The organism is Shimia sp. (genome assembly GCF_049116215.1).
Lineage (GTDB): Bacteria > Pseudomonadota > Alphaproteobacteria > Rhodobacterales > Rhodobacteraceae > Shimia.
The window spans coordinates 254769-278438 of record NZ_JAGDZB010000006.1; the positions used below are offsets into that span (position 1 = coordinate 254769).

General features: G+C 58.7%; 27 protein-coding genes, 2 tRNA genes and 1 pseudogene. 16 read left to right on the forward strand and 14 right to left on the reverse strand.

The genetic code is table 11. The features are described from left to right. Positions 1–18: 18 nt before the first annotated feature. Positions 19–606 (forward strand): lytic transglycosylase, encoded by a 588-nt coding sequence (locus JXR15_RS17845; protein ID WP_422054547.1) that lies wholly within the window; start codon positions 19–21, stop codon positions 604–606. 58 nt (positions 607–664) lie between these two features. Here the strand turns inward: JXR15_RS17845 and JXR15_RS17850 are convergent, their stop codons facing one another. Beyond that, positions 665–979 carry a DnaJ family domain-containing protein gene (locus JXR15_RS17850; RefSeq protein ID WP_422054548.1) on the reverse strand — a complete coding sequence of 105 codons (315 nt, stop codon included), beginning with the start codon at positions 977–979 and terminating at the stop codon, positions 665–667. Between the two features lie 196 nt (positions 980–1175). Here JXR15_RS17850 and hemP point away from each other — a divergent pair, with 196 nt between their 5' ends. The 3 genes from hemP to JXR15_RS17865 all read left to right on the forward strand — a co-directional run bounded on the left by hemP (position 1176) and on the right by JXR15_RS17865 (position 3448). Further along, entirely contained in the window at positions 1176–1334 is a 159-nt protein-coding gene (gene hemP / locus JXR15_RS17855; RefSeq protein ID WP_168591412.1) for a hemin uptake protein HemP, read from the forward strand. After that, positions 1331–1807: a hypothetical protein gene (locus JXR15_RS17860; RefSeq protein WP_422054549.1), complete on the forward strand. Its 477-nt coding sequence runs from the start codon at positions 1331–1333 to the stop codon at positions 1805–1807. The genes hemP and JXR15_RS17860 overlap by 4 nt, the downstream gene beginning before the upstream one ends. 246 nt (positions 1808–2053) lie before the next feature. Beyond that, on the forward strand, positions 2054–3448 hold the full coding sequence (locus tag JXR15_RS17865; protein WP_422054725.1) for a Do family serine endopeptidase: 1395 nt from the start codon (positions 2054–2056) through the stop codon (positions 3446–3448). Between the two features lie 76 nt (positions 3449–3524). Here JXR15_RS17865 and JXR15_RS17870 read toward each other — a convergent pair whose 3' ends face one another. The 3 genes and pseudogenes from JXR15_RS17870 to JXR15_RS17880 all read right to left on the reverse strand — a co-directional run bounded on the left by JXR15_RS17870 (position 3525) and on the right by JXR15_RS17880 (position 5385). After that, positions 3525–4331 (reverse strand): penicillin-binding transpeptidase domain-containing protein, encoded by an 807-nt coding sequence (locus tag JXR15_RS17870; RefSeq protein WP_422054550.1) that lies wholly within the window; start codon positions 4329–4331, stop codon positions 3525–3527. Positions 4332–4487: 156 nt separating this feature from the next. Then, positions 4488–4925, reverse strand: a pseudogene (locus JXR15_RS17875) (peptidoglycan-binding protein); the annotation flags it as partial. Positions 4926–4983: 58 nt separating this feature from the next. Then, entirely contained in the window at positions 4984–5385 is a 402-nt protein-coding gene (locus JXR15_RS17880; RefSeq protein ID WP_422054551.1) for an OB-fold nucleic acid binding domain-containing protein, read from the reverse strand. A gap of 125 nt (positions 5386–5510) precedes the next feature. Here JXR15_RS17880 and JXR15_RS17885 point away from each other — a divergent pair, with 125 nt between their 5' ends. Both JXR15_RS17885 and JXR15_RS17890 read left to right on the forward strand, forming a co-directional pair. Continuing rightward, positions 5511–5834, forward strand: coding sequence for a 2Fe-2S iron-sulfur cluster-binding protein (locus JXR15_RS17885; protein WP_422054552.1), 324 nt, complete (start codon positions 5511–5513; stop codon positions 5832–5834). A gap of 5 nt (positions 5835–5839) precedes the next feature. Further along, complete coding sequence (locus JXR15_RS17890; protein WP_422054726.1) at positions 5840–6580, forward strand: FG-GAP repeat domain-containing protein; 741 nt, start codon at positions 5840–5842, stop codon at positions 6578–6580. Positions 6581–6647: 67 nt separating this feature from the next. On the opposite strand, the gene JXR15_RS17895 is transcribed toward JXR15_RS17890, so the two are convergent. Together JXR15_RS17895 and purD are read right to left on the reverse strand one after the other, a co-directional pair. Continuing rightward, on the reverse strand, positions 6648–7259 hold the full coding sequence (locus tag JXR15_RS17895; RefSeq protein WP_299426965.1) for a LuxR C-terminal-related transcriptional regulator: 612 nt from the start codon (positions 7257–7259) through the stop codon (positions 6648–6650). Between the two features lie 81 nt (positions 7260–7340). Beyond that, a complete protein-coding gene (gene purD, locus JXR15_RS17900) occupies positions 7341–8603 on the reverse strand; it encodes a phosphoribosylamine--glycine ligase (RefSeq protein WP_422054553.1) in 1263 nt (420 codons plus the stop codon). A gap of 83 nt (positions 8604–8686) precedes the next feature. Here purD and xseA point away from each other — a divergent pair, with 83 nt between their 5' ends. Next, positions 8687–10213, forward strand: a complete 1527-nt coding sequence (gene xseA, locus JXR15_RS17905; protein ID WP_422054554.1) for an exodeoxyribonuclease VII large subunit — start codon at positions 8687–8689, stop codon at positions 10211–10213. A gap of 31 nt (positions 10214–10244) precedes the next feature. On the opposite strand, the gene JXR15_RS17910 is transcribed toward xseA, so the two are convergent. Both JXR15_RS17910 and JXR15_RS17915 read right to left on the reverse strand, forming a co-directional pair. Next, positions 10245–10643 (reverse strand): hypothetical protein, encoded by a 399-nt coding sequence (locus tag JXR15_RS17910; RefSeq protein ID WP_422054555.1) that lies wholly within the window; start codon positions 10641–10643, stop codon positions 10245–10247. Positions 10644–10681: 38 nt separating this feature from the next. After that, positions 10682–11728 carry an alkane 1-monooxygenase gene (locus JXR15_RS17915; RefSeq protein WP_422054556.1) on the reverse strand — a complete coding sequence of 349 codons (1047 nt, stop codon included), beginning with the start codon at positions 11726–11728 and terminating at the stop codon, positions 10682–10684. Between the two features lie 218 nt (positions 11729–11946). Between JXR15_RS17915 and rpmG the strand changes: the two genes are divergently transcribed. Continuing rightward, positions 11947–12114, forward strand: a complete 168-nt coding sequence (gene rpmG / locus JXR15_RS17920; RefSeq protein ID WP_007814563.1) for a 50S ribosomal protein L33 — start codon at positions 11947–11949, stop codon at positions 12112–12114. A gap of 113 nt (positions 12115–12227) precedes the next feature. Beyond that, positions 12228–12755 carry a GNAT family N-acetyltransferase gene (locus JXR15_RS17925; protein WP_422054557.1) on the forward strand — a complete coding sequence of 176 codons (528 nt, stop codon included), beginning with the start codon at positions 12228–12230 and terminating at the stop codon, positions 12753–12755. Between the two features lie 51 nt (positions 12756–12806). Here JXR15_RS17925 and JXR15_RS17930 read toward each other — a convergent pair whose 3' ends face one another. Together JXR15_RS17930 and JXR15_RS17935 are read right to left on the reverse strand one after the other, a co-directional pair. Continuing rightward, entirely contained in the window at positions 12807–13565 is a 759-nt protein-coding gene (locus JXR15_RS17930; protein ID WP_422054558.1) for a Bax inhibitor-1/YccA family protein, read from the reverse strand. 142 nt (positions 13566–13707) lie between these two features. Then, positions 13708–13917, reverse strand: a complete 210-nt coding sequence (locus JXR15_RS17935; protein WP_299426946.1) for a DUF1127 domain-containing protein — start codon at positions 13915–13917, stop codon at positions 13708–13710. A 159-nt stretch (positions 13918–14076) separates the two neighbouring features. Between JXR15_RS17935 and JXR15_RS17940 the strand changes: the two genes are divergently transcribed. After that, positions 14077–14970 (forward strand): LysR family transcriptional regulator, encoded by an 894-nt coding sequence (locus tag JXR15_RS17940; protein ID WP_422054559.1) that lies wholly within the window; start codon positions 14077–14079, stop codon positions 14968–14970. Positions 14971–14973: 3 nt separating this feature from the next. Here the strand turns inward: JXR15_RS17940 and JXR15_RS17945 are convergent, their stop codons facing one another. Then, the gene (locus tag JXR15_RS17945; RefSeq protein WP_422054560.1) at positions 14974–15936 is read right to left on the reverse strand and encodes an NADPH:quinone oxidoreductase family protein; all 963 of its coding nucleotides are present in this window, start codon (positions 15934–15936) and stop codon (positions 14974–14976) included. A 334-nt stretch (positions 15937–16270) separates the two neighbouring features. Here JXR15_RS17945 and JXR15_RS17950 point away from each other — a divergent pair, with 334 nt between their 5' ends. The 3 genes from JXR15_RS17950 to JXR15_RS17960 all read left to right on the forward strand — a co-directional run bounded on the left by JXR15_RS17950 (position 16271) and on the right by JXR15_RS17960 (position 18973). After that, positions 16271–16639 (forward strand): helix-turn-helix domain-containing protein, encoded by a 369-nt coding sequence (locus JXR15_RS17950; protein WP_422054561.1) that lies wholly within the window; start codon positions 16271–16273, stop codon positions 16637–16639. A 57-nt stretch (positions 16640–16696) separates the two neighbouring features. Then, entirely contained in the window at positions 16697–17488 is a 792-nt protein-coding gene (hisN, locus tag JXR15_RS17955) for a histidinol-phosphatase (protein WP_422054562.1), read from the forward strand. A 135-nt stretch (positions 17489–17623) separates the two neighbouring features. After that, on the forward strand, positions 17624–18973 hold the full coding sequence (locus JXR15_RS17960; RefSeq protein ID WP_422054563.1) for an 8-oxoguanine deaminase: 1350 nt from the start codon (positions 17624–17626) through the stop codon (positions 18971–18973). A 112-nt stretch (positions 18974–19085) separates the two neighbouring features. Here JXR15_RS17960 and JXR15_RS17965 read toward each other — a convergent pair. Both JXR15_RS17965 and JXR15_RS17970 read right to left on the reverse strand, forming a co-directional pair. Then, a tRNA-Gly gene (locus tag JXR15_RS17965) sits at positions 19086–19160 on the reverse strand. A gap of 170 nt (positions 19161–19330) precedes the next feature. Beyond that, positions 19331–19405, reverse strand: a tRNA-Gly gene (locus JXR15_RS17970). A 129-nt stretch (positions 19406–19534) separates the two neighbouring features. On the opposite strand from JXR15_RS17970, the gene JXR15_RS17975 reads away from it, so the two are divergent. Both JXR15_RS17975 and JXR15_RS17980 read left to right on the forward strand, forming a co-directional pair. Continuing rightward, the gene (locus JXR15_RS17975) at positions 19535–19909 is read left to right on the forward strand and encodes a hypothetical protein (RefSeq protein ID WP_422054564.1); all 375 of its coding nucleotides are present in this window, start codon (positions 19535–19537) and stop codon (positions 19907–19909) included. A gap of 21 nt (positions 19910–19930) precedes the next feature. After that, positions 19931–20830: a YHYH protein gene (locus JXR15_RS17980; RefSeq protein ID WP_422054565.1), complete on the forward strand. Its 900-nt coding sequence runs from the start codon at positions 19931–19933 to the stop codon at positions 20828–20830. Between the two features lie 107 nt (positions 20831–20937). Here JXR15_RS17980 and JXR15_RS17985 read toward each other — a convergent pair whose 3' ends face one another. Further along, complete coding sequence (locus tag JXR15_RS17985; RefSeq protein WP_422054566.1) at positions 20938–21774, reverse strand: isocitrate lyase/PEP mutase family protein; 837 nt, start codon at positions 21772–21774, stop codon at positions 20938–20940. A gap of 222 nt (positions 21775–21996) precedes the next feature. On the opposite strand from JXR15_RS17985, the gene ctaD reads away from it, so the two are divergent. Further along, positions 21997–23670, forward strand: coding sequence for a cytochrome c oxidase subunit I (ctaD, locus tag JXR15_RS17990; RefSeq protein ID WP_422054567.1), 1674 nt, complete (start codon positions 21997–21999; stop codon positions 23668–23670).

The window sequence follows — 23670 nt, forward strand, 5'->3', positions numbered from 1 at the left end:
AGAACGAGCGAGAGGCAAATGAGCAGAGTTCTCTTCGCGCTGATGGTTGTGCTTGTTGTTGCGTCCTGCGGCAAGAAGGACACCAGTGCGCCCCGTAACCTGGATAACGCCTGTGCGATCCTGAAAGAAAAACCGCATTTCCGCCGGGCGTTTGTTTCGACCAAACGCAAGTGGGGGGTGCCGGTGTCGGTGCAGATGGCTGTACTCTATCAGGAAAGCAAATTCATCGGCGATGCGCGCACCCCGCATAAATATGCCTTGGGCATCCTGCCAATGGGCCGTCAGAGTAGCGCCTATGGCTACGCGCAGGCGCTGGATGGCACCTGGGATCAGTACCGCCGCGAGACCCGCAACCGCAGCGCCAAGCGCGACAACATCAAAGACGCGACTGATTTCATGGGCTGGTACTTCAACGAATCCCGCGACCGGAATGGTGTCTCTTTGAGCGACGCGCGGGCGCAGTACCTCAACTATCACGAGGGCCACACCGGCTATGCGCGCGGCAACTATCGCAACAAAGCCTGGCTGGTGAAAGTCGCAGATGATGTGGCGAGTCGTGCCGCGACATATCAATCACAACTCAAAAGCTGCTCACGTTTGCGCTAAAAAGCTCACCACGCTGTGAATGGATTGTGAGGCGCTCCCGGTGGGGGCGTCTTTTCTGTCAGCCGTATTTGGTCAAAGCTTCCACTTCAAGGGCCAGTTTGAGCTGTAGTTCGCTCAATACCTTCATCTGTGCTTTGCGCTCAGCCGTATCTGTCAGCGTCTTGAGCTTTGCCATTTCCTCGGAAATCTGTTGTTTCAACACCACGGCTTGAGGCTTGGCCTGATGCTCTTTCATCAAATGGGACAACACGGCATCCTTGGGCTGATGCAGATGTTTCAGAGGTTTGCCAGCGCCGGGCAAATCTTTAAATTCGTCATTGCGATCAGCCTGTTGCAGGGCCATTTCAATTGCCGGGTTGAGTGGGTGGGTCATCAAAAACTCCTGCGTTTCAAAGCTCCCGCCTTATGTAGTCAGTCCAAGTCGCCAGCACATCGGGGTGTGGCAATTTGCCTGTTTGGGAGGAGCCAAAATTCACCGCTTGACAATTCCGACTAAAATAATCAGAAATAACTCCAGCAGCCACCCAGCAGGGAAGCCAACACATTGATACGGACCAACGGAGAGTCCCATGACCCTGCAAATGCAAGCTCCCGAAATGGCAAACGCGCTGCCCGTCCATGACGCCAACCAACTGACTGGCGACAATGGCCTGGCCCATATTCGACTGAATGACCAGCTTTACACGCTGCGCATCACCCGCGCGGGCAAGCTGATCCTGACAAAATGAGCGGCGCTCCTCACAGAGGTGGGCAACGCGTCGGTCTGCTCGAAGATCTGGGTGACGTGGAGCGGCTGGCGGTGCGTTGGCTGCGCTCCTGGGGCCGCGATCCGGTGGGGATTGCCCATTTGGAAACCACGCTCACCGTGGGGCTGGGGCCGGATCAAGCGCGCAACATCAAAGGTGTATTTGAAGACTTGATGGAAGTTGGCCGCCAATATGGCCGCCGCGCGCTGTGTCGCCACGGCTGTCACTGCCGCTGTCTTGGCGCAGATGAAGCTGTGTTTGCTCATTTGATCGAAGCCGGGGCAAGCGGGGACCAAGAAGATGCGGCGCTTCTTGCTTCCCTTGTTGTGCGTCCGGACAAGGCGATGTGCTTTGCTGGCTTGGCGGCGGAGTTCGGCATGGCCCTGCATAAAGTGGCCCGTGCGGCACCTGCACGACCGCAGATCTCGACACCGGTTTCGGCCACAGTGCATTAATCACTGTGGCCAGACCGTGGCTGTCCATTCACTTATTTCACAGAGTGCTCACAAGCATGTTAGGCGGCGCGACGCGCATGTGGTTGCTATCTCTGTGCGAAATGCCCACACTTCTCCTCATACGCCGGGAGCAACTCGGCCGGTTTCAAGTACACCAAAGGAGAACCCAAAGTGTTTTCTGACACCCTTACGTACCCCGCCCCCCAACAGCGCAATTTGCGCCTTGCCGGGCTCGCGTTTCTGTCCATGCTGTTTGTCGTGGCTCAGACGCTGATTGCCCAGGCACGCCCTGACAGTTTTGCCGATCTGGCGGATAAAATCAGCCCGTCCGTGGTGAACATCACCACATCCACCGTTGTGGCCGGTCGCACCGGTGGTCCGCAGGGCATTGTGCCCGAAGGTTCCCCGTTTGAGGATTTTTTCCGTGAATTTCAGGACCGTCAGGGCAATGGTGACCAACCGCGCCGGACCTCCGCATTGGGGTCTGGCTTTGTGATTTCCGCCGATGGATTTGTGGTCACCAACAATCACGTGATTGAAGGTGCTGACGAAATTCTGGTCGAGTTCTTTGAAGGTGGTGAGTTGCCTGCAAAGGTGATCGGCACGGACAAAAACACCGACATCGCGCTGTTGAAAGTTGAGTCGGATGAACCGCTCGATTTTGTGGTGTTTGGCAACAGCGACACCGCGCGGGTTGGCGATTGGGTCATGGCGATGGGCAACCCGCTGGGCCAGGGCTTTTCGGTCTCTGCCGGCATCGTGTCTCAGCGTGGCCGCTCCTTGTCCGGGGCTTACGATGACTACATCCAAACCGACGCCGCCATCAACCGCGGCAACTCCGGTGGCCCGCTGTTCAACATGGATGGCGACGTTATTGGCGTGAACACCGCGATTTTGTCGCCCAATGGCGGCTCGATTGGCATCGGTTTCTCGATGGCCTCCAATGTGGTCACTAAAGTGGTCGACCAACTGAAAGAGTTTGGCGAAACCCGTCGTGGCTGGCTCGGTGTGCGCATTCAGGACGTGACCGAAGACATGGTGGATGCGGTTGACGGCTTGAAAACCGCCGCAGGTGCCATGGTCACCGATGTTCCGGAAGGTCCGGCCATGGAAGGTGGCGTTCTGTCTGGCGATGTCATTCTGAGCTTTGATGGTCAGAGCGTGAAAGATGTGCGCGGCCTGGTGCGCACCGTGGGCAACACCAATGTGGGCAAAACCGTCGATATGGTGGTGCTGCGGGATGGCAAAGAGATGACGCTTGCGATCACTCTTGGCCGCCGAGAAGAGGCAGAAGGCGCCGTGCCTGCCAGTCAGCCTGCGCCCTCTGGTGACCCAGTGGAAAAAGAGATCCTTGGGCTGACAGTCACCGAGCTCACCGACGAGATGCGCGAAGAGCTTAGCGTGTCCGAAGGCACTGATGGTCTTGTGGTGAGCAACGTGGATGAAATGTCCAAAGCGTATGAAAAAGGCCTGCGGGCAGGTGATGTGCTGACCGAAGCGGGTCAACAGAAACTGACCTCGATTGCTGATCTGGAAGATCGCATCGAAGAAGCCAAAGAGGCAGGCCGCAAATCCCTGCTGCTCCTGGTGCGCCGCGCCGGTGAGCCGCGTTTTGTGGCGCTCAACATTGACGACGAGTAAAAGGCGTCACAATTGAAATGGAGAAGGGCGCCCTATGTGGCGCCCTTTTTGCTGATATGAGGATCTTCAGAGCGTCTTAGTGGCCCTCCAGCCACTCCTGAAGGTGGGACAAGACATGCTTTCGAGCGCGGCTGCTGGCAAAGCCGGATGTGTCCCTGTCTTCGGCGATCAGATGCACAAACACATATTGCGCCTCCCGATGTGTCAGCCAGCCAACAAACCAGCCATGTTGGCCTTTCAAGCGATTTGCATGTGCATCTGTGGCCCATGCATTTCCGGTTTTGCCTTTCAAGCCGTGCCCGGCAGGTGTTGCAAACGTTTGCGTGGTGGCGATTGTCCAATCGATGGCATGTGAGGTGTAAGGCAGATCGTGTGACACCAGGCTCAGTAGGAAATCAGCCTGCTGTGTTGGCGTGATTTTGAGTGAGGTGCTGAGCCAGGCATGTGTAAGCCCATCGTCACGTCCGGGTGTGCCCGTCAGATCTCTGTTGCCGTAGTCCAACCTGTCCACATTGTGCTTAAACGCCTCGTATCCCATTTGACGGGTCAGCCACTGGGAGTACCACACAACGGAGAACTTGAGCCAAGCGCGCGGTGTGGTTGTTTGCTGCCAACTTTTGAACGGCGCGTTTTGCTCGGGCGTGTAAGCGACTGCGGGCGTGTCGGAGGACTGCAAGAGGTCCTGTTCAAAGCCGAACAATGCCAGCGGCAGTTTAAATGTGGAGGCTGGCGAAAAGGCCGTGTCGCAGAGCTCTCCCTGTTGGAAAACCGGTTCTGGGTCTCCGATTTTGTGGACCAAGGTGCAGGCAATGTCCGCCTGCGTGGAGGTTGCGCCTACCGTACTCAACACCGAGAACATCAGCGGGGTGAGCCTGTGCCACATGGATATGTCCTCTACACTCAATGTGCGTTTTGTTTATTCTTCCCGTGGCACCGCCACCAATCCCAGCCGCCGCGCGCTTTCCAGCGACAAGATGGCGCTGTCGAGGCCTTCTGCGCTTTGGTAACGGCGAATGGCAGCCCGTGTGCGCGCATCCCGCTCGGCAGTGATGCTGCCATAAAACAACCCGCGTACCTTGAGGGCGCGCTGTAAAGAGGCGGTGAACTCTTCGGTCCAGACCTCCACACAGGGCGTTTCAAACCACAGTTCACGGCGTTCCTGCACAATGCGTTGCTGTGTTTCGGTGCGGAATATGCCCGGCGCAATCACGGTGCCGTCTGCTAAAACTTCCGGCGGTTGCACCATGACCTGCTCGCTGACCGTTTCCACCACCGCTGGCGTCACATGGCGTCCCCAACAGCTGCCAGGTCGGGCGTTGGGCGGCGCGCCGGCATCTTCGGCGCGTACAATCTCGGGCTCGTTAAAAGCAGCGATATAGGGCGCGGAGGTAATTTGCTCTTCACATGCCGTCAGGCTCCCCAGCGCCAAAAGCGCCGTGGCGGCCAAAACCGATCGTGCGGCAAAATCTGCGGGCATGCTCGCGCCTCATGTGTTTTGCCCTGTCATACCGCGTTTTGCGCCGCAGAGAAACGCGTCATTTGTTTGACGGCTCTGGTGGTGTGACCAAACTGTCCAGCAGGGGGGAGAGATCCTCGATCCGCTCGGCAATCACATGGGTGACATTGTTCTCCCGCTGAATGCGCCCCGTGACCCTGAGCAGCCGCCCGGCAATCACCGCGCGGCGGAAATGTTCATAGAGGCTGCGCCAGACAATGATGTTTATCACGCCGGTCTCATCCTCCAGCGTGACAAAGATCACCCCTTTGGCGGTGCCGGGCCGCTGCCGGAGAATCACCAACCCCGCCACGGTGATCCGTGCGCCATTGGGGGGCTCGGTCAGGCGGTTGGCGGTCAAGGCCGCCGGTGGGCGCGGCCAGTCCGCAGGCCGGGGGGAGGCACGCTGCGGTGATGCTGCGGTGGATGTGACAATCTGCATGGGAACAAATATAGAACATTTGTGATTTGTCGCAAGGGGAAGGGCCGCAGGTCGTAAATGGGGGTGGAAGAGGAGCAGACCCTGACCTAACTAGGGATGCGAACAGTTTCTCAAAGGAGCCAGACATGGCCAAAATCACCTATGTCGAGCACAACGGTACCGAGCATGTTGTTGAGGTAGCCAACGGCTTGACCGTTATGGAAGGCGCACGCGACAACAATGTCCCGGGCATCGAAGCCGATTGCGGTGGCGCCTGTGCCTGCTCAACCTGCCACGTTTATGTGGATACGTCCTGGGTCGAGAAGATCCCGGCCAAAGACGACATGGAAGAAGACATGCTCGACTTTGCCTATGAGCCTGACCCCGCCACCTCGCGCCTGACCTGCCAGATCAAGGTCACCGACGCGCTGGACGGTCTGGTTGTCAAACTGCCAGAAAAGCAAATCTGATGGCGATGGCGCGGCGTCTACTGATGCAAACGCTGCGCCGGTCCGCCCGCCGCGCCACTCTGGCGGCGTGTTTGGGGCTGATGGCGGCCCCTGTGACGGCGGAGATCACGTCCGCCCGCTACACTGACGAAACCTCCCGCTATGCCCATGGGGTGCTTGGCGATGCCATTGAGTACGGCACGCTTGAACTGACCTTGAAAGATGGCAAACGTCTCGCGCTCACACTCCCCCAAGATCGCGTCTTTGAAGACATTGCACCGCGTCTGGTGGATATGGATGGGGGTGGTGCGCCCGAAGTGATTGTGGTCGAAAGCAGCCAAACCGGCGGTGCTCGCCTGGCCATCTACGACGAAACCGGCCTGCGCGCCGCGACGCCCCACATCGGCCAGCGCAACCGCTGGCTCGCGCCCATTGGGGCTGCCGATCTGGATGGCGACGGCCACATAGAAGTGGCTTATATTGACCGGCCCCATCTGGCCAAAACCCTGCGTGTCTGGCGGTTTCAGGACAATCAACTGACCCAGATGGCGTCACAGGCTGGCCTGACCAACCACCGTATCGGCGAGGACTTCATCTCCGGCGGCATCCGCGATTGCGGGGACGGCCCCGAAATGATCACGGTCAACGCCAACTGGTCTGAGGTCATGGCCACGCGCTTTGACGGCAAAACGTTATCGCCCCGCGCCCTTGGCCCTTTCGAAGGCCAGACTTCCCTTAAACGCGCGCTGGACTGCAAACCGCTTTAACATTCATTGTCCCCAAATATCCCGGGGTGAATTGGCCGCAGGCCAAGAGGGGCTGGCCCCCTAAGCCTTAGCGCACCGTGCCGTCACTGGCCGAATAAATATGCCGCGTGCCAATCGCGCCAAGGGATTGAAACAGGCTTGCGGTGTTGGACACGCCAAACTTCTTCAAGAGCTTGCCGCGATGCACCTCCACCGTGCGGTTGCTCATCTCCAGTTTGATGGCAATTTCCTTGCTGGTCAGCCCTTCGGCGAGCAATGAAAACACCTCGCGTTCGCGGCGCGTCAGCGGATGGTAGGGCCGCGTGTCGGAAATGTCGGCAAAGCTCCATACCGCGCGTTGGAGCGGGTCTTCCGGCGTAAACGTATGCCCGCGCACGCGGCACCAGAACATCTCGCCGCCGCGCCGCATCATCACGCGCTCATCCCAATAGAAATTGCCCTCGCGCAGCTCCTGAACCCCGCGATTGCGGATGTTGGTGAACTCTTCCTGCGTCGGGTAGAGGATTGCAAAGGTGCTGTCTTTGAGCGCCGCGCGCTCATAGCGGAACATCTCGGCAAAGGTGTCGTTGCAATCGCGGATCACCCGGTTCTCGGTGACCACAATGCCCACCGGCGCAAAGCTGAAGGCCAGTTCTACAAAATCGCCCGTGGCGTAGGCCTCTTCCACCGAAATGGTCATGTCATCTCCCCCAATTCAGGCGGAGAATAGGGCGCTGCACCGGATGGCGCAACGCCCGCAAAACTACGTGTCAGCGCGGGCTTAAAGTGCGCGCCAGCCGATGTCGCGGCGGAAGAATCCACCGGGCCAGTCAATGGCGTCGACCATGGCATAAGCCCGATCGCGCGCTTCCTGCAGGCTTGCGCCGCGTGCGGTTACGTTTAGTACACGGCCACCGGACGCGGTGATCTGCCCGTCTTTTTCGGTGGTGCCTGCGTGGAACACCATGTTCTTGCTGTCGGCTGCAATGGCATCCAATCCGCCAATCACAGAGCCTTTCTCATAAGACCCCGGATAGCCATTGGCCGCCATCACCACGGTGATCGCATGATCATCCGCCCAGTTCACCTGCGCCTCATGTAGACGTTCCTCGGCAGCTGCGTGCATCAGGTCCATCGCCTGCGCACCCAGACGCATCATCAGCACCTGACATTCCGGATCGCCAAAACGCACGTTGTATTCTACCAGACGCGGCTGCCCGTCCTTGATCATCAGACCGACGTAGAGCACACCCTGATATGGCGTGCCGCGCTTGGCCATCTCGTCAATGGTCGGCTGGACAATCTCATCCAGCGCTTTTTGCGCGATCTCATCGGATAGCACTGGCGCAGGCGAGTAAGCCCCCATACCGCCGGTGTTCAACCCAGTGTCGCCTTCACCCACGCGCTTGTGGTCTTGGGCGGTGCCGACTGGCAAAGCGGTCTTGCCGTCGCAGAGAATGAAGAAAGAGGCTTCTTCGCCCTCCATGAACTCTTCGACAACCACTTCAGCGCCTGCGCCACCAAATGCGCCGCCAAACATGTCGTCCACCGCATCCAGCGCGGTTTGCAGGTCCATCGCCACAATCACGCCTTTGCCAGCCGCGAGCCCATCGGCTTTCACCACAATCGGCGCGCCTTGCTCGCGGATGTAGGCCTTGGCCGCTTCCGCATCGGTGAAGTGGCCATAGCCTGCGGTGGGCGCGTTGGCCGCGTCACAAATCTCTTTGGTGAAGCTCTTGGAGGCCTCCAACCGTGCCGCCGCCTTGGACGGTCCAAACACCAGCACGCCTGCTTCGCGCAGACGATCCGCCACGCCATTGGCCAGCGGCGCTTCCGGGCCAACAATCACAAAATCAATTGCGTTGGCCGCCACAAAGGTCACAACCTCGCCGCCATCTTCAATGTCAAAGCTGGCGCATTCCGCGATTTGCGCGATGCCTGCGTTGCCCGGTGCCACAATCAGCTTGTCGCATTTCGGGTTCTGCATCACCGCCCAAGCCAGTGCGTGCTCACGTCCACCGCTACCGAGAATAAGAATGTTCATGTTGCCGCCTTCCGCTTGGCCTCCGCTTAGCGGCGTTCTAAGGTGGCTTGGCACAGGAAACAAGGGAACTGAGCAGCGCACCCATGTCTGATCTGATCGACGACCCAAGAGAGGGCGAAAACGCCCCGGAATTCAGCGTCACCGAACTCTCCGGTGCGATCAAACGCATGATCGAGGGCGAGTTTTCCCATGTGCGCATCAAAGGCGAGATTGGCCGCGTGTCATTCCCGCGCTCCGGCCACGTGTATCTGGACCTGAAAGACGACCGCTCTGTCATTGCCGGGGTGATGTGGAAAGGCGTGGCCGCACGTGTCTCCACCCGTCCCGAAGAGGGCATGGAAGTGGTCGCCACCGGGCGGCTTACCACCTTCCCAGGCCAATCCAAATATCAGTTGGTGATCGAGGATCTGAAACCGGCAGGTGTCGGCGCGTTGATGGCGATGCTGGAAAAGCGCAAAGCCATGTTGCAGGCTGAAGGTCTTTTTGCGCAGGAACGCAAGCGTCCCTTACCCTATCTGCCGGAAATCATCGGTGTGGTGACCTCGCCCAGTGGGGCGGTCATTCGCGACATCCTGCACCGCCTGCGAGATCGTTTCCCACGCAAAGTCCTGCTGTGGCCAGTTGCTGTGCAAGGCGAGCAATGTGCCAAGCAGGTGGCCAACGCCATTGACGGTTTCAACAAAATGACCCCTGGCGGCGCCATGCCCCGCCCGGATCTGATCATTGTGGCCCGTGGCGGCGGCAGCATCGAAGACCTCTGGGGTTTCAACGAGGAAGTGGTGGCCCGTGCCGCTGCGGCCTCTGACATTCCGTTGATTTCAGCCGTCGGCCACGAAACCGACACCACGCTGATCGACTTTGTTTCCGACAAACGCGCGCCAACCCCCACAGCAGCGGCAGAACTGGCGGTACCCGTACGGCTCGATATGCTGGCTTGGGTCGAAGAACAGGGCGCCCGCCTCACACGTGGGCTGGAGCAAGGCTTGCGTCAACGCGACCAACGCCTGCGCGATCTGGCCCGCGCCTTGCCGCGCGCCGACACGTTGCTGCAAACCCCGCGTCAGCGCTTGGATGCCGCAGGCGATGCCTTGCCTCGGGCGTTGCAATCTGGAGTGCAAACCCGCCGTGTGGCCTTGGCCAAGTCCAGTGGCGGACTGAGTGGTGAAACTCTCAAGCGTATGATCGAGATTCGTCGGCAAAAGCTGGGCCGTCATGCGGATCGCTTGTCCGCTGAGGGTTTGAAGCGAGACATCACCCGCCGGCGCGAGCGGTTGGAAAATGTGGTTCAGCGCCTAAAGTCCCTGGGGGAGCATCGCAACCAAACGCTGCGCAATCAGATTGCCTCGTTGGAGCGCATGCGCGGCTCGCTGGGCTATGAGGCCACGTTAGAACGAGGCTATGCGGTTGTGCGCGGCGATGGGGCTGTTGTGAAAACCGTGGAGGCAGCGGCGCAGGCACATGCGATAGAAATTCAATTTGCCGATGGCCGTCTAACCGTGGGGCAGGGGGAAAGCACCGCTGCGGCCTCACCCGCCCCAGCCAAACCGAAACCTGCCACAAAGCCGAAATCCAAGAAGGCTCCGCCGCCTGAACAGGGCAACCTTTTCTGAGCATGTTGTGAGCGCGGTCTAACGTAAAAGGCTACACCCCAACGTCGGGCCCAAGGCACAGCATTTCCTCGCTGGTGTCCTCAACTTCGTAGAGCAGTCGCCCGTCCGGCTCGTTCTCAAACTTGGCGCGTAGGCCGCGGGAGTCCGCATAGAAACTCCAGCACTGAGGCCCGGGGTTGTCCTCATAGACAAAACAGATCTGCCCGGCCTCCTCGTACCAGTGGCCATCTTTGCACTGGCCGCTGCCATCCAGAAACGCCCACCGCACCCGCCGGTCCGACAGGTACTCTTCCACGCCGTAGCGCCGCCCATCCGCCTCGTAAAACAACGTCTTGCCAGATACATAGGCTTCAAACTCGGCTGCCGACATGGCGTCTTCTGCCGCCGCTGCGCTGCTTAACAGCGCCAAAACAATGCTCATATACTTCATGGCGCCATGCTGCCTGAGGCGCGGGCGTCAATCCAGTCTCATTGCTGTGATGCGCGCAGTTTTGCCACCTTCAGCTTTTCAACGCGCGGGTCCATCACCCGCCGCCATTGCCGTGGCCAGAGCGCGAGGATCGCCATCAGTGGCAAAGACTGCGGCAGGGTGGGCATGGTCGCCTTGTTCAGTTGCAAGGAGGGGTAGTCCCGCGTGGGCACCATATGGTGGTCCGAATGACGCGGCGCATTGAGCATCAGCGCGGAGGTATAGAGCTGCGGCGCATTCCAGCTGTGCTCCGGTCCCACCGGCTCCGGCTTGCCGTTTTCGCGCATCCGCCGGTGCAGCCCGTAGTGCTGAACATAGTCCGAAAGCAAAAGCTGCATACTGCCGTAACTCGCCAGCGCTACGTAAGCCAGCACACCATTCACCCCGGCAAGACGGGCGGCCAACGCGATGCATAACGCTGCGCCGCCCACATAGAGCACATAGGGATGCAGCAGCGACTTGCGGGCACCAGCGCGCTGGCGCATCGCATTTTCCGCCTGCCATCCAGCTTTAAACGACCCGATCCAGGCCCGCGGCCAGAATTGATAGAAATTCTCCCCGTCTCTCGGGCTGTTTGGATCTTTGTCCGTGGCCACCCAAATATGATGCACCTTGGGATGCGCCGAGCTGTGATGTCCAAACAGCAGGGAGATATAGACCCACTTGCCCAGCCTGCGCGGAAACCGTGCTGCCTTGTGGATCAGCTCATGCGCATTGGCATTGCTCACTTGCCCAAAGAACAGTCCAAACGCCATAAAACAGCAGATTTTGGCACCAAGGCTGATCCCCGTGGTGCCAGCCAACGCCAGCACGGCAAGTATAATCAGCGGAAAGTGCACCACGCCAAGCACCAGCGACAGCCGCATTCCGCTGGGAAACTCGCCATCCTGACCGGTTTTGGCCGCTGCGCCCTGTACCAGCCGGTCCATCACATGAATAAGGCCGCCCATGTAGATCAACGCCGCCACCGCCCAAAGACCACCCAACAGCCCGCCAAGCGCCAAAAGCACCACGGGAATCGTTGTTGCGATCCAGAACCAAACCATGTGATTTCCCTTTCAAAGAGCCTCTGCTCCTTGTAGTTGGGTAAAATTACTCCTTCCTTTCTAGCCTGCAAAGCCACGACGTGGAGTTATTTTGACAGGTTTGTACTTTTCTTGAGGAAACCCGTGCCAACCCCATTGACTCGGCCCCAACCATCATTAAAAGGCGGGCTTCAAGAGATTTACACGGGGTATCTGTGCCCCGACGCAGGAGAAGTACAATGGCGAAGCCGACGACCATCAAGATCCGTCTGAACTCGACCGCGGGCACGGGCCATTTCTACGTGACCAAGAAAAACGCACGCACGATGACCGAAAAAATGGTCGTCCGTAAATACGACCCGGTGGTGCGCAAGCATGTCGAGTACAAAGAAGGCAAGATCAAGTAAGATCGCTTTCTGAGACACATGCAAAAGCCGCGCCACACCAAGGCGCGGCTTTTTGCCTTTAAAGAAACCCGCGCCTGAAAAACAAAAAACGTTTCTTCAGGAGGGTTTCCCCAATGCCCCACCCATTCTTTATCCGCCCCGCCAGCCTTGACGACCGCCAGGCCGTTTCTGAGTTGTTTGCCCAATCCTATCCGGACTTGCTGCCTCAGGACTACGAGGAAGCCGTACTAACGGATGCGCTGCCGCTGATTACCAAAGCACGGAGCTCGCTTTTGGCCTGTGGCACCTATTTTGTGGCCGAGTGTGCGGAGACCGACGCCATTGTCGGGGCGGGGGGGTGGACCGATCTCAGCCCGTCGCGCGGAGTAAGTGGCACAGACTTGGGGCATGTACGTCATGTGGCGACACGCCCAGACTGGCTGCGTCGTGGCGTAGCACGGTCGTTGATTGACGTCTCGCTGGCCTCTGCCGAGGCACATGGGATGCGCCAGATGAGCTGTTTGAGCACATACACCGCACGGCGGTTCTATGAAGCTATGGGCTTCGAAGAAACCACCGAGGTGGAGCTTACGTTGGCCCCTGGCGTGCACTTTCCAGCGATCCAAATGCGGCGCAGTCTTTGCGCCCCTGAATTTGCTTGAAAAAAAGGCCGGTCACAATGACCGGCCTTTTCTATTGCTATGCTGTGCGGATCACTCGCGGTTGCCGAGGAACTGCAGCAGGAACATGAACAGGTTGATGAAGTCCAGATACAGGGTCAGCGCGCCCATGATCGCGGATTTCGCCAGCCATTCGCTGTCACCCATATGGGCGTGCTGGATGTAGTCGTTTTTGATTTTCTGCGTGTCATACGCGGTCAGCGCAGCAAAGATCAGAACACCAATGGCAGAGATTGCAAACGCCATCGCAGAAGACTGCAGGAAGATGTTCACAATCGACGCCACGATCAGGCCAATCAGACCCATCATCAGGAAGGTGCCCAGACCGGAAAGGTTCTTCTTGGTGGTGTAGCCGTAGAGCGACAGACCCGCGAAGGCGATCGATGTGATCAGGAAGGTCTGGATGATCGACTCACCGGTGAACACCAGGAAGATCGAGCTGATCGATGCGCCCATCAGAGCTGCAAACGTGTAGAAGAACAGCTGCGCGCCAGCGGCGGACAGGCGGTTGATCGCCATGCCAAAGCCAAACACCATCGCCAGAGGGGCAAACATGACGACCCACTTCAGCGGGGAGGCATAAAGCGCATTGCCCAAAGACGTCAGCATTTTGGCACCGGTCGCAGGATCGGTCGCAACGGCCAGTCCGGACAGCGCCCATGCAGCGGCAAAGGTGATCAACATGCCGACGGACATGTTGCCATACACTTTGTTCATGTGGGCGCGCAGACCCGCGTCAATATGAGCCGCGCTCGCCGTCGCCGTGCCGCGGATCGTGTCAAATTCAGCCATCAAAGCCTCCGAGTTAACTTTATTGCCCCCAGAACCTGACGTTCAGAGGGTTTCATCAGAGAATATCGGTGACGGGAGACGTGAATTCAAGGATTTCCGCCGGTAAAGCCGGCGAAAATCCGCATCATTGTTAATGTTTGTCTCAGCCGCGCCAATGGGCAGGCACATCCCAGGCGGAGCGGCTCAATTCGCAGTCCACATCGGCTTGGGTCAGGCCCATGTCGTGCAGGGCGGCGGCGTCCAGCCGGGCCAACTGGCGGCGCTGGCGCAGGACGGCAAAGGCTTGCGTCAGGCGGGACAGGGAAAACTTGGAACCACGGGAGCTCGCGGATGAAGTGGTGATGAAGGCCATGGGTCGTTCCTTTCCTGATTTTCGATTGGTTTTGGTCTGTACATCAAATTACTTGATGTATATCGGCGGATACGTGTATTTAGAAAGCGAATGTTTGTGACGGACTTCATCACGTTTCATGATGTATGTTCAAAAACAGTGATCTATAGGGAGACAGCCATGCGCAATCTTGATGTAACCACGCTCCGCAGTTTTGTTGCCGTTGCCGATATGGGCGGCGTGACCAAGGCAGCGGGGTTCTTGCATCTCACCCAATCGGCGGTCTCCATGCAGCTCAAACGTCTGGAAGAGCTGATTGGTGTAGCGCTTTTGGACCGTTCTGGCCGCGGCATTGCCCTCACTCCGGCGGGGGAGCAAATGTTGGGTTATGCCCGTCGCATGGTTACGCTCAACGATGAAATCATGCGCCGATTGAGCCACGATGAGTTTGAAGGCGCGGTCACGCTAGGGGTGCCTCATGACATTGTCTACCCAACCATCCCGCGCGTCATGCAGCAGTTCGCAGCGGCCTTTCCGCGCGTGAAGGTCAACCTATGTTCATCCTATACGCTTGAGCTGAAGCAGCTGTTTGACAAGGGCGAGATTGACCTGATCCTGACCACGGAAACCAACACACCGGATGGGGCCGAGGGCTTGTGTACCTTGCCTCTGGTCTGGATAGGCGCACCGGGCGGGGCCAGCTGGCGTCGCCGACCGTTCCCCTTTGCCTCCGCGCGTCAGTGTCTGTTCCGGCAGCGGGCGATTGCGGCGCTGGACCGGGTGGGCATCGAATGGGATTCTGCGCTGGAAACAGAATCGGATCGCACGGTGGAGGCAACCATTGCCGCAGACCTTGGGGTGGGGGAGATGTTGCTTGGCACTGAGCCCCGCCATCTGGAGGTCATCGATCACGGTGGCGCGCTGCCCGACTTGGGCGAACAGCACATCAATATGTATGGTGCGGAGCAGGCCAAGGGCGATGTGATCGCCCATTTGGCCGAGTTGATCCGCAAGAGCTTTTTGTCCATGCACGCACCGGCCGAAATCCCGCCGCGGCTTGGTGTGGTGGGCTAACTTCTAGTCTACCGTAACAACCACTTTGCCGGTGGAGGCGCGGCTGCGGAGAAGCTCGTAAGCGTCCGCAGCCTGCTCCAGCGGCAAAACATGGCTGACATGTGGTTTCAGTTTGCCTGCGCCGTACCAGTCAAACAGAGTGTTCATGCTGCCGGTCAACACCTCCGGCTTGAACGACAGATACCCGCCCCAATAGAGTCCAATCACCGTCAGGTTTTTCACCAGCAGGTGGTTGGCCGGTATTTGCGGCACCTCTCCGCTGGCAAAGCCCAAAGGCAATATCCGCGCCTCGGGGTTGCACGCGCGGAAGGCGGCTTTGAACTGGTCCCCGCCCACGGGGTCATAGACCACATCCGCCCCACCCAGAGCTTTCACTTCTGCACGGATGTCCGCGGTTTTGGCGTCGATCAGGTGATCCGCACCAGCCGCTTTCGCCACCGCAAGCCTGTCGGCACCCCGGGCGCAGGCAATCACATTGGCGCCCATCAGTTTGCCCAATTCAACCGCAGTCAGGCCCACACCTCCGGCAGCACCCAACACCAGCAGGTTCTCTCCCGGTTGCAACTTGGCGCGATGGTCCAGCGCGACGTGGCTTGTACCGTAGGCTACAGGGAAGGCCGCCGCATCTTCATAACTCATGCCTTTGGGCATCGGCACAGCGCTTTCGGCGGGGTACACGCCAAACTCCGCCAAGCCGCCACTGCCGCCAAATACCAAAACATCAGCCCCAACCGCAGGCCCCTTGGTATCTGGCCCGATAGCATCAACCACGCCGGACACTTCCATACCCAGCGTAAACGGGACCGGCGGCGTGGCCTGATAGGTGCCCTTGATCATCAGCAGATCACCAAAATTCAGCGCGCAGGCTTTGATCTTGACCCGAATCTCTCCGGGGCCAGGTTCCGGCGTGGCAATGTCTTCAATCGCAGGGGCAGTGTCATGGGACGTAACTTGAAAGGCGCGCATCTTTTTCTCCTGATCTCTGGATCGAATACACAAGCGCTTGCGTTCAAGTCAAAGCTGATCCCTTGAAAACAGAGGATTGCGACACGACGTCACCCTGCGGCAGAGCTTTTGATAGGGGCCCGAAAAGGTAAATCTGACAATCCCCGATTGTATCAATGACACTATCCAGAAGGGGTAGAACACATTCTTTGCCTTGATTATAAGGCGAAAACTGCTAAGGTGAATTATCGCGAAAGGGATGCGCGATAACTTCACTAAACGAATTGGTGACGCTGCTGACGGGCTGCTTGGTTCTTGGCTGTGACCTGATATTTAATTCGGAAGGAGACGTGTGATGACACATCCAGTGGACGTGCATGTTGGCAAAAAAATCCGCCAACGCCGGTGGCTGACGGGGATGACGCAGCAACAACTGGCCGAGCAAGTCGGGATCAAGTTCCAACAGATTCAAAAGTATGAGACCGGTGCCAACCGGGTCAGTGCCTCCAGGCTCTGGGATATTTCTGACGCGCTGGACGTCCCGGTCAGCTTCTTTTTTGAAGGCCTGGAAACCGACAGTGACGGCGCAAGCTCCGGTAGCGTGCCGGCTGACATCATGGCAGACAAAGAAGCGCTGGATCTGATCCGCAGCTACTACGCCATTCCAGAAAACCAACGTCGGCGGCTGTTTGAGCTCGCCCGCGTGTTGTCCGACGTCGCTTGAGTCCACTCCCGCTCTGGTCTAGCCATGGCGTGAACGCCAGAGCGGAGACTGTGACCGATGACACCAGAACAGACTGACCTGATCGCTGTGGCGGATGCCATGGCAGACGCGGCCCGTGCGGCCATACTTCCTCATTTTCGCAGCTCCTCTCTGACCGCAGACAACAAACTGTCTGAGGGGTTTGACCCTGTGACCGTGGCAGATCGCGCGGCCGAGGAGGCGATGCGCGCGGTTCTGGCAGAACGCCGCCCACAGGACGGCATCTTTGGCGAAGAATTTGGCAAATCTGAGGGCCGCAGTGGCCTGACCTGGGTGTTGGACCCCATCGATGGCACGCGCGCGTTTATCTCCGGCACGCCAACTTGGGGGGTGTTGATCGCGCTGTCTGATGAAACTGGCCCGATCTACGGCGTGGTGGATCAGCCCTACATTGGCGAGCGTTTTAAAGGCGGCTTTGGCGTGGCTGAGGCCCAAGGACCACAAGGCACCATGCCGCTCAAGACCCGCGACACGGCCACTCTGGCGGAGGCGGTGATCTTCACCACTTTCCCAGAAGTCGGCACCGGGGCGGAGCGCGCAGGTTTTGAACGTGTTGCATCCCAAACCAAGCTCACCCGATACGGCATGGATTGCTACGCCTATGCGCTTTTGGCCGCAGGACAAATCGATCTGGTGATCGAGGCGGGCCTCAACGCTTATGACATCCAGGCGCCCATCGCGGTGATCGAAGCGGCTGGTGGCATTGTCACCAATTGGCAGGGCGGCCCCGCGCATAACGGTGGGCAGGTTGTAGCTGCCGCCAACAAAGAGCTGCACGCACAGGCTTTGGCGCTCCTGCAACAGGCTTAAGATGCACCACCCTTGATTGCGGCCCCGCCGCTTCGTTATGATGGGCGGGCACAGCGAGTCCTTTGCCCGCATTCTGTCGCTGCGCCTCATATCGCTACCGAATCGGGCCTGACTTTTGGCCCAAGGAATGCGCATATGGCACAAGCCTCTGAAACCCTGATCAAATCCGCTCAGACCATTCTGACAATGGATGATGACCGCCGCGAACTGGCGATTCATGACATCCGCATCAAGGATGGCGTGATTGCCGAGATTGGCGAGAATCTCACAACCGATGGTGAAACCGTCTTTGCTGATGGCTGCGTGGTCACGCCCGGCTTGGTGAACACCCATCACCACCTCTACCAAACCCTGACCCGGGCTGTGCCGGGCGGGCAGGACGCGTTGCTGTTTGGCTGGCTGCAACGGCTTTATCCGATCTGGTCACGTTTTGGGCCGGAAGAGATGAACATCTCCGCCCAAATAGGCCTTGCCGAATTGGCGCTCTCTGGCTGCACCCTGACCTCGGATCACCTCTATCTCTATCCAAACGGGTCGCGTTTGGATGACACCATCGAGGCCGCCAAAGAAGTGGGGATGCGCTTCCATCCCACCCGAGGCGCCATGAGCATCGGCGAAAGCGACGGCGGTCTGCCACCGGATTCGCTGGTCGAAAAAGAAGACGCCATCCTCAAAGACGCCATCCGATTAATCGACACGCACCACGACGCCAGCGACGGCAGCATGGTGCGCGTCGGTGTGGCCCCTTGTTCGCCATTCTCTGTGTCTCGTGAGTTGATGCGCGACGCAGCCATCTTGGCGCGCGACAAAGGCGTGATGCTGCACACCCATCTGGCGGAAAACGACGAAGACATTGCGTATTCACTGGAAAACTTCGGCTGCCGTCCCGGCCAATACGCCGAAGAGCTTGGTTGGGTGGGCGAAGACGTCTGGCACGCCCACTGCGTGAAGCTGGATCAAAGCGAAATTGACCTCTTTGCCCGCACCAAAACCGGCGTCGCCCATTGCCCCTGTTCCAACTGCCGCCTCGGCAGTGGCATTGCCCCGGTGCGCGCCATGCGTGACGCCAAAGTGCCGGTGGGTCTCGGCGTGGACGGCTCTGCCTCCAACGACGCGGGCAATTTGGTGGCTGAAGCCCGTCAGGCGATGTTGTTGCAGCGAGTCGCCCTGGGCGCGGACGCCATGTCCCCGCGCGAAGCATTGGAAATTGCCACGCGGGGCGGGGCCGAGGTGCTGGGGCGCCATGATTGTGGCCAGATCGCTGTGGGCAAGCGCGCCGACATCGCGATTTGGGACGTCACCGGCGTGCACAGCGCAGGCAGCTGGGATCAGGCAGCGATTCTTCTGGCTGGTCCAACCACCGTGCGCGATCTTTTTGTCGAAGGACGTCAGATCGTGCGCGACGGCCATATAACCAGCATCAACCTGTCTGCGGTGATTCAACGGCAGAATGCCTTGGCAACGCGACTCGCGGAAAACCTCTGAGCAAATACACTGGCGGGCGCGCCATCGCGCCCGTCATCTCAAGCCGTTCAGATCATGCAGAAAAAGCAAAAGGCGCCGGGAAACCCTGGCGCCTTTTTACGTTTGATCCAAATGGAGCGGGCGAGGCGATTCGAACGCCCGACCCTAACCTTGGCAAGGTTATGCTCTACCCCTGAGCTACGCCCGCACCGTTTGGATGGCCGTGATTTAGCGCTCCCCACGGGGGACCGCAACCCCCAATTCGAAAGAAATTCATCCAATCCGAAGAAAGTTTGTAAGTCACTGAAAAGAGGTCCAGAAACGCGAAAAGGCGCGGATAAATCCGCGCCTTCATCACTCTCTCCGCGAGGGAGATATTGGAGCGGGCGAGGCGATTCGAACGCCCGACCCTAACCTTGGCAAGGTTATGCTCTACCCCTGAGCTACGCCCGCTTCCTTGGGTGAGGCGTGAAATATAAAGAGTCTCGGCGGGCTGCAAGTGGAAAATGTCGCCTTGCCGAAAAAAATGTGTTTTTTGATTTTTCACCGACGGAACCCATAACAAGGTGCGTACAACCTCCCATGACAGACACCAAACTGACATTCACCCGCCGCAGCTTTCTGGTCGCGCTTTTGCTGGCTCCGGCCGGGGTTTTGGCACACGCCGGTCACGGCATGAGCCACCTGACGGTCACTTCCACTGTGACCCGCCGCCGCAAACGCCGTATCGATCTGGTGCTGACATTCTACAACGCCGGTACAGAGCCCATGACGCTGGAGAGCATCTCGGCCGATGTCGCCAAACTCTCAGGACAAAAGCTGCCCTTCACCGTGCCCGCTGGTGGGTTGGAGGAGCAAAAGCTGCGCCTGCGCTTTGACGATACGGTGCCCGGCATTTTCACCATGCTGTTGGATTTTGGCGCGGACGGGCAGGGGCCCGTGACCGTCATGCCGTAGGGGTTTTCTGGAGGGAACCACATGACTTTGTTGGAAAATGTGAAGCTCGGCGTCTTGGCCGTGGCCATTGTTGTGGGCGCCACCGCAAGCAGTGATGCGCAGGGTCGTCCGCCAATGCGGCAACACACGGCCACTGAATCCGAACCGCTGCGCCTGATTAAGGCCATCAAGACCGCAGGGCGCAACAAGGTGAGTATCTCCATGAAGGGCACTAAGCGGGTGATAACCGCCAATGGTATCCCCGCCCATAAAGTTGGTCGGTTTCCTAACAGCGACAATCCCAACCGCATCAAGGCACAGTCCTATACCTTTATGATGCCGCTCACCCCGCAGAAGACCGCACGCAGCACGCAAAGCCGCATGGGGATCTTTGGCGTGGCGGTCAACGGTGTGCCTTTTGACCCGGGCGCAGCGGAGTTTTGGCGCGGCAACCCGCGCTCCGGCTGGCAGTATGAAGCGCTCGGTGGCGCGGTGCCGCTCGGCTTGGATGCCAACTACGCCCATGTGCAACCCACCGGAGCGTATCACTATCACGGTTTGCCGGTTGGGCTGATGCAGCAAGTCGGTTGGTCCCGCCAGGAGGAATCGCCGCTGATCGGTTACGCGGCGGACGGTTTCCCGATCTACGCCATCACCGCCACAGTAGATGGCCGCGTTACGCAAATGACCAGCTCGTATCGTCTCAAATCAGGCAGCCGCACCGGCAACGGCCCGACTGGCCGCCACGATGGCACCTTTGTGCAGGACTATAGATATGTCGCCGGGGCAGGGACGTTGGATGAATGCAACGGCGCATTTGTGAAAACAGCCGACTATCCCCAAGGCACGTACGCTTATTTTCTCACCGACGGCTTCCCAGTGATCCCGCGCTGCCACAAAGGCACAGCTGACAACAGCTTTCAGAAACGCCGCCCACGTTAGGTCACGCACCAAACGGTTCTCCGTGAGGTGACACCCCGGCGCAAATGTCCCTGCGCTGCACATCACGGACCCTGAAACGCCCGCGCCCCAATGCGGGCGTTTCTTTGTTACACCCGAGAGGTGGGCGCCGCGCGCATCAGCCCCATGAGCTCCGCACCCGGCATGGCTTTGTCTGCGTAGGCAAACTCGCCGTCTTGCAATACCGCCCGCATAGCTTGTTGCACCGCGCCATAAGCCAGCCGCGCCAGTGAGCCACCAACACTCACCCGCTTTACGCCAACCTCCGACAACTCCTGAACAGTGAAGAACGGCGGCCGTAGCCCCATCACCACATTCACCGGTTTGCTCACCTCGGAGCACACAGCCCGAATTGCATCAAGATCTGGCAGCCCCGGCGCATAAAGCACATCTGCCCCCGCTGCCTCAAACGCCTGAAGGCGCGCAATGGTATCCTTTAGGTCCAGCCGCCCATGTAGATAATTCTCTGATCGCGCGGTGAGCACCACTTTGTGCGCTTTCGCGGCCTCCGCCGCCGCTGCAATCCGCTCCACCGCTAGCCCCATGTCCATGATGCCGCCATCTTCGCCACCGGTCGCATCTTCAATCGAGCCGCCCACCAGCCCAACCTCTGCCGCCATAACAATAGTCTTGGCGCAGGTCTCCGGCGCCAGGCCAAAGCCATCTTCTAAATCGGCAGACACAGGCAGATCTGTCGCTGCCACAATATCCGCAGCATTGGAGAGAATCGCCGACCGCGTCATGCTGGCTGCCCCGTCCCGTAAACCTTGAGTCACAGCGGCCCCGGCGCTTGTGGTGGCAAGCGCCGCGAATCCTTCGGCAGCCAACACCCGCGCACTGCCCGCATCCCACGGGTTGGGCATCACAAACGCCGTCTTACCGTGATGCAGGTCCAAAAAAGCGGTGTATTTCTGATCTCTACGCATGGTCTGATTCCTATGTGGCTGACACCACCGTAGCGCGAATTCAGAACAAAGTTGGAACAAATCCCTGCAAATGCCGGCCAAGACCCGTGCCCCTGCGACAATTTTTTTTGATCTAGGTCAATTACGGAGATTGCGACCACGCGCGCAGCACCCTAAAACGACCGGGAACCAGGCGTAAGCGGGAATCCGCGCGCCCAGATAGAAATCAACAGGAGGCAACGCATGGCAGACGCAGCCATTCAAGGCCAGGACCATCACGACGAGCGCGGTTTTTTCACCCGCTGGTTTATGTCCACAAACCATAAGGACATTGGCATCCTTTATCTGATCATCTCAGCCCTGGCTGGTTTGATCTCCGTCTTCTTCACTGTGCTGATGCGCATGGAGCTGATGGATCCGGGTGTTCAATACATGTGTCTGGAAGGCGCGCGCTTCTTTGGCGGCGGTGACGGTCCCTGTACACCAAACGGCCACCTGTGGAACGTTCTGATCACTTACCACGGTGTTCTGATGATGTTCTTCGTGGTTATCCCAGCGCTGTTTGGCGGCTTTGGCAACTACTTCATGCCACTGCAGATCGGCGCGCCGGATATGGCGTTCCCTCGGATGAACAACCTGTCTTTCTGGCTCTATGTGGCTGGTACCCTGCTGGGTGTCGCCTCCATGTTGTCGCCAGGTGGCAATGACCAGCTTGGCTCTGGTGTGGGTTGGGTCTTGTATCCGCCGCTCTCCACCAACGAAGGCGGCATGTCGATGGACCTTGCGATCTTTGCGGTGCACGTCTCCGGTGCCTCTTCGATCTTGGGTGCGATCAACATTATCACCACCTTCCTGAACATGCGTGCCCCTGGCATGACCCTGTTCAAAGTGCCTTTGTTTGCCTGGTCCATCTTTGTGACCGCGTGGCTGATCCTTCTGGCCCTGCCAGTTCTGGCCGGCGCGATCACCATGTTGCTGACCGACCGTAACTTCGGCACCACCTTCTTTGATCCAGCTGGCGGCGGCGACCCGATCCTGTATCAGCACATCCTGTGGTTCTTCGGTCACCCGGAAGTGTACATCGTGATCCTGCCAGGCTTCGGCATCATCTCCCACGTGATTGCGACCTTCGCGCGTAAGCCGGTCTTCGGCTACCTGCCAATGGTTTGGGCGATCATCGCGATTGGTGCTCTGGGCTTTGTTGTTTGGGCGCACCACATGTACACCGTGGGCATGTCGCTGACACAGCAGTCCTACTTCATGCTGGCCACCATGGTCATCGCGGTGCCAACAGGCGTTAAGATCTTTAGCTGGATCGCCACTATGTGGGGCGGCTCCATCGAGTTTAAAACTCCAATGCTCTGGGCCTTCGGCTTCCTGTTCCTCTTCACCGCAGGTGGTGTGACCGGGATCGTTCTGTCGCAAGCCTCCGTGGACCGCTACTACCACGACACCTACTACGTGGTTGCACACTTCCACTACGTGATGTCGTTGGGTGCGGTGTTTGCGATCTTTGCCGGTATCTACTTCTACTTCGGCAAGATGTCCGGCCGTCACTATCCTGAGTGGGCGGGCAAGCTGCACTTCTGGATGTTCTTCATCGGCGCAAACCTGACCTTCTTCCCACAGCACTTCTTGGGTCGTCAAGGCATGCCACGTCGTTACATCGACTATCCGGAAGCCTTTGCATATTGGAACAAGATCAGCTCTTACGGCGCGTTCCTGTCCTTTGCCTCCTTCCTGTTCTTCTTCGGTGTGGTGATCTACTCGCTGTTCCGTGGCGCGAAAGTGACCGAGAATAACTACTGGAACGAGTATGCCGACACTCTGGAATGGACCCTTCCATGCCCACCGCCAGAGCACACCTTTGAAATCCTGCCCAAGCAGGAAGACTGGGACAAAGGCCACTCTCACTAA